Origin of the sequence: Streptomyces sp. UW30, from assembly GCF_008042075.1 — a bacterium.
In the GTDB taxonomy this organism is placed as follows: domain Bacteria; phylum Actinomycetota; class Actinomycetes; order Streptomycetales; family Streptomycetaceae; genus Streptomyces.
Genome location: NZ_RDBN01000010.1, coordinates 10,704 through 21,739 on the forward strand (window position 1 = coordinate 10,704; position 11,036 = coordinate 21,739).

The 11,036-nt window shown below is 72.1% G+C and carries 9 protein-coding genes; 6 read left to right on the forward strand and 3 right to left on the reverse strand.

What is annotated here, in order from left to right; translation table 11 throughout:
* Positions 1-26: 26 nt before the first annotated feature.
* The 5 genes from EAO75_RS08785 to EAO75_RS08805 all read left to right on the forward strand — a co-directional run bounded on the left by EAO75_RS08785 (position 27) and on the right by EAO75_RS08805 (position 5,556).
* Positions 27-773, forward strand: coding sequence for an SOS response-associated peptidase (locus EAO75_RS08785; protein WP_147994504.1), 747 nt, complete (start codon positions 27-29; stop codon positions 771-773).
* Positions 774-914: 141 nt separating this feature from the next.
* Positions 915-1,838, forward strand: coding sequence for a metal ABC transporter solute-binding protein, Zn/Mn family (locus tag EAO75_RS08790; RefSeq protein WP_147994496.1), 924 nt, complete (start codon positions 915-917; stop codon positions 1,836-1,838).
* A 38-nt stretch (positions 1,839-1,876) separates the two neighbouring features.
* The gene (locus EAO75_RS08795) at positions 1,877-2,683 is read left to right on the forward strand and encodes a metal ABC transporter ATP-binding protein (RefSeq protein ID WP_147994505.1); all 807 of its coding nucleotides are present in this window, start codon (positions 1,877-1,879) and stop codon (positions 2,681-2,683) included.
* Positions 2,680-3,543, forward strand: coding sequence for a metal ABC transporter permease (locus tag EAO75_RS08800; protein WP_147994497.1), 864 nt, complete (start codon positions 2,680-2,682; stop codon positions 3,541-3,543). Before EAO75_RS08795 ends, EAO75_RS08800 begins: the two co-directional genes overlap by 4 nt.
* 33 nt (positions 3,544-3,576) lie before the next feature.
* On the forward strand, positions 3,577-5,556 hold the full coding sequence (locus EAO75_RS08805) for a heavy metal translocating P-type ATPase (RefSeq protein WP_147994498.1): 1,980 nt from the start codon (positions 3,577-3,579) through the stop codon (positions 5,554-5,556).
* An 88-nt stretch (positions 5,557-5,644) separates the two neighbouring features.
* Here the strand turns inward: EAO75_RS08805 and EAO75_RS08810 are convergent, their stop codons facing one another.
* From EAO75_RS08810 to EAO75_RS08825, 3 genes are all read right to left on the reverse strand, one after another.
* Complete coding sequence (locus tag EAO75_RS08810) at positions 5,645-6,712, reverse strand: LacI family DNA-binding transcriptional regulator (protein ID WP_147994499.1); 1,068 nt, start codon at positions 6,710-6,712, stop codon at positions 5,645-5,647.
* Positions 6,713-6,856: 144 nt separating this feature from the next.
* On the reverse strand, positions 6,857-8,620 hold the full coding sequence (locus EAO75_RS08815; RefSeq protein ID WP_147994500.1) for a glycoside hydrolase family 35 protein: 1,764 nt from the start codon (positions 8,618-8,620) through the stop codon (positions 6,857-6,859).
* Between the two features lie 320 nt (positions 8,621-8,940).
* A complete protein-coding gene (locus tag EAO75_RS08825) occupies positions 8,941-10,113 on the reverse strand; it encodes an MFS transporter (protein WP_147994501.1) in 1,173 nt (390 codons plus the stop codon).
* Positions 10,114-10,329: 216 nt separating this feature from the next.
* Here EAO75_RS08825 and EAO75_RS08830 point away from each other — a divergent pair.
* On the forward strand, positions 10,330-11,036 hold a 707-nt coding region (locus EAO75_RS08830; protein WP_147994502.1), incomplete at its 3' end, for a transcriptional regulator.

Below are 11,036 nucleotides of genomic sequence, written 5' to 3' on the forward strand. Positions count from 1 at the left end.
ACCCCGCACCGTGGCAAAGTGGCCCTATGTGCGGCCGCTATGCCTCCACCCGCAGCCCCGAGGACCTGACCCAGCTGTTCGAGGTCTCCGAGTGGCACCCCGAGGAGACCCTGGCGCCGAGCTGGAACGTGGCCCCGACCGACAACGTATGGGCGGTCCTGGAGCGCGCCCCGCGCGGCGCCGACGAGGACGCCCCGGCCCGGCGCCGGCTCCGGCCGTTGCGCTGGGGCCTGGTGCCCTCGTGGGCGAAGGACGTGAAGATCGGCGCGAGGCTGATCAACGCGCGCGTGGAGACCGTGCACGAGAAGCCCGCCTTCCGCCGCGCGTTCGTCAAGCGCCGCTGCCTGTTGCCGGCCGACGGCTTCTACGAGTGGGACCAGGTCAAGGACGCCACGTCGGGCAAGGTCCGTAAGCAGCCGTACTTCATCCACCCCGGGGACGGGCAGGTCCTGGCCCTCGCCGGTCTGTACGAGTTCTGGCGCGACCCGGCGGTCAAGGACGGCGACGACCCCGCCGCCTGGCTGCTGACCTGCACCATCATCACGACCGATGCCACGGACGCCGCGGGCCGCATCCACCCCCGTATGCCGCTCGTGCTCACCCCCGACCACTACGACGTCTGGCTCGACCCCCACCACCAGTCGACCGACGATCTGCGCGCCCTGCTCACCATGCCGGCGGACGGCCGCCTCGACGCCCGCCCCGTCTCACCCGCCGTCAACAGCGTCAGCAACAACGGGCCCCAGCTTCTGGACGAGGTCCCCGCCCCCTGACCACGGCAAAGGTGAGCGCTCGGTAAGGGTTGGCCCAGAGGTCCGCCGCGGCGCGGTTTTGACATCCGTTTTCATCTAGCGTGGAGCCGAAGCCGGGACGGATCGAGCTCGGCGGACCGTTCGCCCTGCTCGGAGGTACCCATGCCCGCGCCCTCGCCGCGACTGCTCGCACCCCTGATAACCGGGACCTGTCTGTTCCTCCTCGCGGGCTGCGGCGCTTCGTCGGACACCGGCGCGCAGAGCCCCGCCGCGGCCGCCGCCATCCCGGTCGTCGCCTCGACCGACGTCTACGGGGACATCGCCGAGCGCATAGGCGGCGGCAAGGTCCAGGTCACCTCGATCATCAGCGACCCCGACCAGGACCCGCACTCCTACGAGGCCGACACCCGCAATCAGCTGGCCCTGTCCAAGGCGAGGGTCGTCATCGAGAACGGCGGCGGCTACGACGACTTCGTCGACCGCATGCTGAAGAGCGCCGGCTCGTCGCCCGAGGTGATCAACGCCGTCGACGTCTCGGGGAAGACCGCCACGGCGGGCGGGGAGCTCAATGAGCACGTCTGGTACGACTTCCCGACGGTCGCCAGGATCGCCGACCGTATCGCCGCCGCGCTCGGCAAGGCCGACCCGGGCGACGCCGCCACCTTCACCGAGAACGCGAAGGTCTTCGAGCGGGGGCTCCAGCCGCTGGAACGGAAAGAGGCCCGCATCAAGGCTGAGCACGGCGGCGAGGCCGTGGCCATACCCGAGCCCGTGCCGCTGTACATGATCGAGGCCGGCGGGCTGACGAACGCGACGCCCGAGGAGTTCAGCGAGGCCGTCGAGGAGGGCGGCGACGTCTCCCCGAGGACCCTCCAGGACACCCTGGCGCTGTTCACCGGCAAGAAGGTCAAGGCGCTGGTCTACAACGAGCAGACCTCCGGCCCGCAGACCGAGAAGGCGAAGCGGGCGGCCAGGGCCGCCGGGATTCCCGTGGTGCCCGTGACCGAGACCCTTCCCCAGGGCAAGGACTATCTCGGCTGGATGACCGCCAACGTCGACGCGCTCGCCGGCGCGCTGGCCAAGTGACGGCCTCTGGCGCGTCCGGCCACGACGCGGACACCGCGCTGATCAGCCTGCGAGGGGCGGCCCTGTCCTACGGCGAGCGCGTGGTGTGGCAGGACCTCGATCTCGACGTGCGGCCGGGCGAGTTCCTCGCCGTCCTCGGACCCAACGGAGCAGGGAAGACCAGCTTCGTGCGCGCCCTGCTGGGGCAGCGGCAGCTGTCCGCCGGCACGCTGACGGTCCTGGGTCGACCGCCCGGACACGGCAGCCGGCACATCGGCTACGTCCCCCAGCAGGCGACGCTGTCCGCGCAGGCACTGCTGCGGGCCCGCGACCTGGTCCGCTTCGGCATCGACGGGCACGGCTTCGGACCCCGGCTGCGCACGGGCGCCGTACGCCGCCGCGTGGACGAGATCCTGTCCTCGGTCGGCGCATCCGCGTACGCGGACGTCCCCGTCGGCCTCCTCTCCGGCGGCGAACGCCAACGTGTGCGCATCGGGCAGGCCCTGGCGACGGACCCGCGGATCCTGCTCTGCGACGAACCTCTGCTCTCCCTCGACCTGCACCATCAGCGGGCCGTCACCGAACTGGTCGACGCCCGGCGCCGCTCCCACGGCACCGCGGTGGTCTTCGTGACCCACGAGATCAACCCCGTGCTGGGCCTGGTGGACCGCGTGCTGTACCTCGCCCGCGGCGGCCACCGCGTCGGTACACCCGACGAGGTGCTCACCTCCGAGGCGCTGTCGCGGCTGTACGGCACGCAGGTCGACGTCGTACGTGTCCGCGACCGTGTCGTGGTCGTGGGCGCGCCCGACGAGGCGCCGCGGCCATCGCACCATCCCCAACTGCCGCGCGGAGTACGGCCATGACCGTCGCCGAGGGGATCTGGCAGCAGGTCTTCGCCTTCGACCACTACGGCGAACTGCTCGCCCTGGTCCGCAACTCACTCCTCGCCGGGGCCGCGCTCGGCCTGGTCGGCGGTCTGGTGGGCGTGTTCGTGATCATGAGGGACCTGCCGTTCGCGGTGCACGGGATCAGCGAGCTGTCGTTCGCCGGTGCCTCGGCCGCGCTGCTGCTGGGCGTGAACATCGTGGCCGGCTCGATCGTCGGGTCGCTCGTCGCGGCGGGCGCGATCGGGCTGCTCGGTGCGCGCGCCCGGGACCGCAACTCGGTGATCGGCGTCATCATGCCGTTCGGGCTCGGCCTCGGCGTGCTGTTCCTCGCCTTGTACAAGGGCCGCGCGGCGAACAAGTTCGGCCTGCTGACCGGGCAGATCGTCGCCGTCGACACCCCGCAGATGTCCTGGTTGCTCGGCACGTCGGGCGTGGTGCTCGTCGCACTCGCGGTGATGTGGCGACCGCTCGTCTTCGCCGGCGCCGACCCGGAGGTGGCCGAGGCGCGGGGCGTGCCGGTGCGGGGACTGTCGTTCGCCTTCATGGTCGTGCTGGGGCTCGCGGTCGCCCTGTCCGTCCAGATCGTCGGCGCGCTGCTGGTCCTCACCCTCGTCGTCACACCCGCGGCGGCCGCGGCCCGGGTCACGGCCTCACCGGTGCTGCTGCCCGTCCTGAGCGTGGTGTTCGCCGTGGCCTCCATCGAGGGCGGCATTCTGCTGGCCCTGGGCAGCAGCATCCCCATCAGCCCGTACGTCACCACGATCTCGTTCGGGATCTACCTCGTGTGCAGGCGGACCGGCGGGTACCGGACTCCCGTCGCTGACATGAAGACATGAATGGGTCTTCATCTGTTCCTCTATGGTGGGGGCATGACTGCCACGCTCACCCCGCCCTCGGCCGACCGTGCCGAGTCCGCGCCCGCCGCGGCCGTGCCCCGGCGGCGCACCCGGCTGCTGTCGCTGCCGGAAGTCCGCTGGGCCGGCGCGGCCACCGCGCTGTTCCTGCTCGCGCTGCCCCTCCAGCTGGCCGGAGTGCCCGCCTGGATCTGGGGTCCGCTGTACGCGCTGTCGTACGCCACCGGCGGCTGGGAGCCGGGCTGGGAGGGGCTCAAGGCGCTGAAGGACAGGACCCTCGACGTCGACCTGCTGATGGTCGTCGCCGCACTCGGCGCCGCCTCCATCGGGCAGGTGATGGACGGCGCCCTGCTGATCGTCATCTTCGCCACCTCGGGTGCCCTGGAGGCGCTCGCCACCGCCCGCACCGCCGACTCGGTGCGCGGCCTGCTCGATCTGGCCCCCGCCACGGCCACCCGCATCGGCCCCGACGGCACCGAACAGCCCGTCTCAGTACAGGAGTTGACGGTCGGCGACACCGTCCTCGTACGGCCCGGCGAGCGTCTCGGAGCCGACGGGCGGGTGCTGAACGGCGCCAGTGAGGTGGACCAGTCGAGCATCACCGGCGAACCCCTGCCTGCGGCGAAGGAGCCGGGCGACGAGGTCTTCGCGGGCACCCTCAACGGCACCGGTGCCCTGCGCGTGCGGGTCGAGCGCGACGCCTCCGACTCCGTGATCGCCCGCATCGTACGCATGGTGGAGGAGGCGTCCGAGACCAAGGCGCCCACGCAGCTGTTCATCGAGAAGGTCGAACAGCGCTACTCGCTGGGCATGGTGGCCGCGACGCTCGCCGTGTTCGGGGTGCCGCTCGCGTTCGGCGCGGAGTTCTCTGATGCGTTGCTGCGCGCCATGACCTTCATGATCGTGGCCTCGCCGTGCGCGGTGGTCCTGGCCACCATGCCGCCCCTGCTGTCGGCCATCGCCAACGCGGGCCGGCACGGCGTGCTGGTGAAGTCGGCGGTGGTGATGGAACGCCTAGGCCAGATCGACACCGTCGCGCTGGACAAGACGGGCACCCTCACCGAGGGCACACCGCGGGTCGTCGACGTACGGCCGTTGCCCGAATGTGCCCTGGGGGAAGACGAGTTGCTGACCCTCGCCGCGGCGGCCGAGCACCCCAGTGAACACCCGCTGGCCCGCGCGGTGGTGGCCGCCGCGAGCGAGCGGCGCCTCGACCTGCCGGCCGCCCGGGACTTCACGTCCGCGCCCGGGGTCGGTGTGCGGGCCGTCGTCCGGGGCCGTACGGTCCAGGTGGGCGCCCCGTCCCGGCTGCTCGCCGACCCCGAGGCCGCGGGCGCGGTACTGGCCGGGGAACTGGAGGAGTCCGGCCGTACCGCCGTCCTCGTGGTCGTCGACGGCAGCCCCGCCGGAGTGCTCGGCATCGCGGACCGGCTCCGCCCCGACGCGGCCGCCACCGTCGCCGCTCTGACCGTCCTCACCGGCACCGCACCGACCCTCCTCACCGGCGACAACCCCCTGGCCGCCGCCCACCTGGCCGCCGAGGCCGGCATCGAGGACGTGCGCGCCGGGCTGCTGCCGCAGGACAAGCTGGGCGCTGTGCGGGATGTGGAAGGCTCGGGCCACAAGGTGATGGTCGTCGGAGACGGCGTCAACGACGCGCCCGCCCTGGCCGCCGCCCACGTCGGCGTCGCCATGGGCCGGGCCGGTTCCGACCTCGCCCTGGAGACCGCGGACGCGGTGATCGTCCGCGACGAACTCGCCGCCGTCCCCGCCACCGTCGCCCTCTCCCGCCGCGCCCGGAAGCTCGTCGTGCAGAACCTCGTCATCGCCGGGGTGTGCATCGCCGGCCTCGTCGTCTGGGACCTGGCCGGCACGTTGCCGCTGCCGCTGGGCGTCGCGGGCCACGAGGGCTCCACGGTCCTCGTCGGGCTGAACGGCCTGCGCCTGCTGCGGGACGCGGCCTGGGAGCGGGCGGTGGGAGAGGGGAGCGGGTGACGGGGGAGCGGTCGTCGGTCCGCCCAGTGAGATGGCGGTCGGGTGATCGCGCCCACAGGTGACGTCCGGCCGTAGTCGGGCGAGCCCGTTACCGGCCGGGCGCCGGGCCGCTGCTGCTGCGGACGATCAGGTCGACCGGGACCAGCGAGTCGGCCCGGGACGGTTCGCCGGAGCCGTCGAGCCGGTCCAGCAGCAGCCGCAGCGAACGCGTGCCGATCTCGGCGAAGTCCGTGCGCACGGTGGTCAACGGGGGAAGGAAGTGCGCGGCCTCGGGGATGTCGTCGTAGCCCACGACGCTGACGTCGCCGGGGACGGAGCGGCCGGCTTCGTGCAGGGCGTGCAGCAGACCGAGGGCCATCTGGTCGTTGGAGGCGAACACGGCCGTGACGTCCGGGCGCCGGGCCAGCTGCCGGCCCAGCTCATAGCCCGAGTCGGCGCTCCAGTCGCCGATCAGCGGAGCCGGCACCTCGGCGCCCGCCGCCTCCAGACAGGCCTGCCAGCTGCCCAGCCGCTGATCGGCCGAAGTCCATCCGGTCGGGCCCGCGATGTGCCACACCGTACGGTGGCCGCGTCCCAGCAGATGCTCGACGGCCTTGCGGGCCCCGGCCCGGGAATCGCCGGTGACCTGCTGGGTGTCGGCGTCGAGGCCGTTCTCCAGTACGACCAGCGGGGTGTCGAGCCGGGTGTCCGCCAGGGCCTTGCCCACCCACAACTGCGGGGCGATGGCGATCACCCCGTCCGCGCCCTCGGCGGACAGCCGGTTCACCGCTTCGATCACCGTGTCGGGCTCGGCCGTGTCCAGTGCGATCGAGCTCAGCAGGTAACCGGCGTCCTGGGCGGCGGTGTTGATCGCCGTCAGGATCGCGGCGGGCCCGTAGCGGGCGGCGTCGAAGGAGATCACGCCGACCATCCGGGTCCGCCCGCTGGCCAGCGAACGGGCGCTGCGGCTCGGCCGGTAGCCCAGCTCCCGCATGGCGGCCAGCACCGTCTCGCGGGTCTCGGCCCGCACCGACGGATGGTCGTTGAGGACGCGGGACACGGTCTGCTTGGAGACCCCCGCCAGCTTGGCCACGTCGTCCATCACGGGGCGCGAGCCCGCGAAGTTCCGTCTGCTGCGTCCCCTGGGAGCGGAGTCGTCGGCGGAGCTTCGGGTCATGATCGCTGTTCCCTCGACATCGTCACGGCGGCGGCATCCGCCCCGGCAGATCCCCCAGCATAGGCAGGCCGGCGGGGCGGAATCCCTCATCGGCGTCGCCTCAGTCCGTCCCGACGGCCAGGCGTGACCGCGGACCCACGGTCATCAGTCGATCTCCGGGCCGAGGTCGGCGGTGTCGGTGAGCCGGGCGCGGGTGCCGGTGGTGGCGTGCAGCTCCAGCAGGACGAGGTCGTTGGCGCCGGGGCGCAGGATCGGGGCGGGGACGTAGAGGGTGCGTTGTGGGCCGCGGTTCCAGTAGCGGCCCAGGTGGAAGCCGTTGATCCAGGCCTGGCCCTTGGTCCAGCCGGGCAGGGCGAGGAAGGCGTCCGCCGGGGTGCCGACGTCGAACGTGCCCAGGTGGAAGGCGGGCTCGACGGCCGTGGTCGCCTCGGCGGGGGCGAAGGACAACGCGCTCAGGTCGTCCAGGGGCAGAGGGCGGCAGTCCCAGCCGTGCAGGGGGCGGCCGTTGAAGGTGACGGGGCCGAGCAGGCCCTTGGGGGCGCCGATGCGGGGGCCGTAGTTGACGCCGCCCATGTTCTCGACGAGGACCTCCAGCGAAGCGCCGGGGTGCGGGACGCGCACGGGCAGGCTCTCGTCGTGCCGTTCGCGTTCCAGTACGCCGACCGGGGCGCCGTCGACGAAGACCTGGGCGCGGTCGCCGACACCGCCCGCGAAGTGCAGCAGGCCGTCGCCGGCCGTGTCGAAGGTCGTGCGGTAGAGCGCGTAACCGGAGTCCAGGCCCAGCTCGTTCATCGTCGCAGGGTTCTCTGTGCGGACGGGCTCGGCGAGGCCCTTCACGTGCGTCAGCAGCGGTGCCCGGCGGTCCAACTCGACGGTGCTGGGCGGGAGTTTGGGCGCGGATGCCGGTGCGGGCTCGTCGGGGACGGGGACGTGGCGGGCGATGACCTCGCGGAAGGCGTGGTACTTGGGGCCGGGGTCGCCGCACTCGGTGAGCGCCGCGTCGTAGTCGTAGGACGTGACGGTGGGCTCGTAGGCGTGCTTGTGGTTGGCACCGTTGGTGAAGGCGAAGTTGGTGCCGCCGTGGAACATGTAGATGTTGACCGAGGCACCGGCCGACAGCAGACGGTCCAGGTCCGCGGCGGCGTCGGCCGCGTCCCGCACATGATGCGGACCGCCCCAGTGGTCGAACCAGCCGATCCAGAACTCCGCGCACATCAGGGGGCCTTCGGGCTGGTGCCCGCGCAGCTCCGCGAGGTTGCGCTCGACCCGGCTGCCGAAAGTGGCGGTCGCCAGGACGCCGGGGAGGGTTCCGGCGGCCAGGTGCTCCGGGTCGGCCTGGTCGCAGGTGAAGAGCAGCTCCTCAACGCCCCGGGCCCGGAAGGCCCCTTCGAGGTGCTTCATGTACGCGGTGTCGTCGCCGTACGCGCCGTACTCGTTCTCCACCTGCACGGCGATCACCGGGCCGCCTGCCGCGGCCATCAGCGGCAGCAGCGGGGGCAGTAGTGCGTCGAGGTAGCGGTCGAACGCCCCGGTGAAGCGCGGATCGCCGGAGCGCAGCCGGATGTCCGGGTCCGCGATCAGCCACGCGGGCAGACCGCCGTTGTCCCACTCGGCACAGATGAACGGCCCCGGACGCAGCAGGACGTGCAGGCCCTCGGCCTGGGCGAGGCTCAGATAGCGGGGCAGGTCGAGGAAGCCGTCGAGGACGAGGGGGCCCTCGGGATCGGGCTGGTGCAGGTTCCACGGCACATACGTCTCGACCGAGTTGAGCCCCATCAGGCGGGCCTTGTGCAGCCGGTCGGCCCACTGGTCGGGGTGGGTCCGGAAGTAGTGCATGGCGCCGGAGATGATCCGGAACGGCTCACCGTGGAGCAGGAAACCGTCGGAGGACGCTGTCAGAGCGGGCATGCGGAGACTTCCCTTCGGTTCGGAGGAGCTGGGTGCGGGGCGGCGGGGCGCGGTGTGCGGGGCGCGGGGCCTGGTGGTGCGGGTCGGTGGGTGATCGCCGTGCAGGTGGAGAACGAGTACGGCGCGTACGGCGACGACACCGCGTACATGAAGCACCTCGAAGGGGCCTTCCGGGCCCGGGGCGTTGAGCCAGCGGGTTCCTGTTCTGCGGGTCAGTGAGTCAGTGAGTCAGTGGGTCCCGGTTCTGCGGGGCAGCGGGTCAGTCAGTCAGCGGGTCCCGGTCGTGTGGGCCAGCGGGTCAGCGGGTCCGTTGGTCAAGGTCAGCGCGTTCGGGTGGTGCGGATCAGCCAGAGGGTCGAGGCAAGGCAGAGCGCCGAGACCACCGCCAGGAGCAGGGGGACGCTTCGGGTGCCGGACCACTCGATGGCCTTGCCGAGTGCCGGGCCCGCCACCACGCCGCCGACCATGGAGGCGGCGATGACGAGGGCGCCGGCCCGGCGGGCCCGCGGGGCGGCGCGCTGCAGCCAGGGCAGTCCGGTGGGGAAGATCGGTGCGATGAACAGGCCGACACCGGCGTAGGCGTACGGGGCTAGCCCCGGCACCGCGGCCAGCAGCAGACAGACCGTCATGCCCGCGCACGAGACCGCGATGATGGCCTGCGCCGAGAAACGCAGCGCGATGGGCGCGACCAGGAAGCGGCCCACGGTCATCATCAGCCAGTACACGGACGTGGCGGTGGCGGCGACCCCGGCCGAGTAGCCGACCGTCTGAAGATGGGTCGGCTCCCAGCCGCCGACGCCGGCCTCGATGCCGACGTGCAGGACGTACAGGGCGACGAACACCGCGAGCACGGAGCCGAGACTGCGGGCGAGGACCTGGCCGCCGTGCGACTCGGTGGCCTCCTCGGACGGCTGCGGCGCCCGGCCGCGCACGCCTCGCAGGCACAGCAGCAGCGGCAGGTTGGCCAGCGCGAAGCCGAGGAAGACCGCGGGGTAGTGCCTCGCGCCGACGGTTCCGATCAGGGCCGGGCCGAGGATCGCGCCGATGCCGAAATGGGCGTTGAGGATGTTGAGCATGGCCGTGGAGCGGTGGCCGAATCCGACGGCGAAGAGTTGGTTGAGGCCGTAGTCGACGCCGCCGAAGCCGAGCCCGGCCAGCAGGGCCATGGCCAGAGCGGCCGGCCAGTTGGGCGCGAGCGCGAAGGCGGCCGAGCCGACGGCCATGAGCAGATAGGAGGCCCCGAGGATCCGCCGGTTGTCGACGCGGCCGTAGAGCCGGTCGAAGAGCAGCACCCCGGCCACTCCGCCGACGAAGTGCGCGCTCAGCCCGAGCCCCGCGGCCGACGGCGACAGGCCGAACTCCTCGCGGAATGCCGGAATCGCGGGGCCGTAGAAAGCCTGGAGGGCGCCGATGAGCACGAAGCCCACGCACGAGGCGACCACGGCGGCGGGGCTGAAGACCCGTTGGTGCGAAGGTGCCGACATCAGCATCATGACGATTGATGTTACCGGTAACATCGCGGCGCCCGTCAAGTTTTGTGCCGTGCTCCACCGTGATGGGTTCGGGGGTGCTGCGCGTCTCTCCGGGGCCTGGATCGCCATTGGACTGCATCGGACTACATTGGACTGGTGGTACAAGTGCTGGACGGGTAGTCTAGAGAGTGGCTCGGTGAGCGTCGTGCCGAGCGCGGACAGGCAGAGGAGTGGGCGATGGCGGCCGATGAGGCCCTGGAGGCGGAGCGGGATGCGATCGTCGCCGCGCTGAGGCCGGTCGCCGACGGGCTCGTGGCGACGTTCGGGCCGATGTGCGAGGTCGTCCTGCATGACTACCGGCGGCCCGAGGAGTCCGTGGTCGCCGTGGCCGGTTCGGTGACCGGGCGGGCCGTGGGCGGGGCGATGAGTGAGATCGGCATGCGGATCGTCGCGCGCGGCGACGGGGCGGGCGACGAGCTGAACTACGTCACCCGGACCCGGGGCGGCAAGCTGGTCAAGGCGTCCACGATGGTGCTGCGGGACTCGACGGGCACCGTGTTCGGCGCCCTCTGCGTCAACCTCGACGTCACCGCCGTGAACGACGCCCACGCCCTGCTCGGCGCCCTCGCCGGCCTCGGCACCACCCCGGCCGACGTGCCGGTCACCACCTTCGGCAACGACATCGACTCCGTCGTCGACGCCATCCTCGACGCCCACCAGCTCCGGCAGAACGGGAGCTGGGCCGGTCTCGACCGCGTCCAGCGACTGGAGCTGTTTCGCGGCCTGGACGAGCGGGGCGTGTTCGCCGTGCGGCGCGCTATCGAGCCACTCTCTAGACTACCCGTCCAGCACTTGTACCACCAGTCCAATGTAGTCCGATGCAGTCCAATGGCGATCCAGGCCCCGGAGAGACGCGCAGCACCCCCGAACCCATCACGGTGGAG

Excerpts from the sequence above, each read along its gene's own strand:
- EAO75_RS08810 (WP_147994499.1), bottom strand. The coding sequence starts at position 6,712 with ATGACCCGAAGCTCCGCCGACGACTCCGCTCCCAGGGGACGCAGCAGA.
- EAO75_RS08790 (WP_147994496.1), top strand. The coding sequence starts at position 915 with ATGCCCGCGCCCTCGCCGCGACTGCTCGCACCCCTGATAACCGGGACC.
- EAO75_RS08825 (WP_147994501.1), bottom strand. The coding sequence starts at position 10,113 with ATGATGCTGATGTCGGCACCTTCGCACCAACGGGTCTTCAGCCCCGCC.
- EAO75_RS08815 (WP_147994500.1), bottom strand. The coding sequence starts at position 8,620 with ATGCCCGCTCTGACAGCGTCCTCCGACGGTTTCCTGCTCCACGGTGAG.
- EAO75_RS08800 (WP_147994497.1), top strand. The coding sequence starts at position 2,680 with ATGACCGTCGCCGAGGGGATCTGGCAGCAGGTCTTCGCCTTCGACCAC.
- EAO75_RS08785 (WP_147994504.1), top strand. The coding sequence starts at position 27 with ATGTGCGGCCGCTATGCCTCCACCCGCAGCCCCGAGGACCTGACCCAG.
- EAO75_RS08805 (WP_147994498.1), top strand. The coding sequence starts at position 3,577 with ATGACTGCCACGCTCACCCCGCCCTCGGCCGACCGTGCCGAGTCCGCG.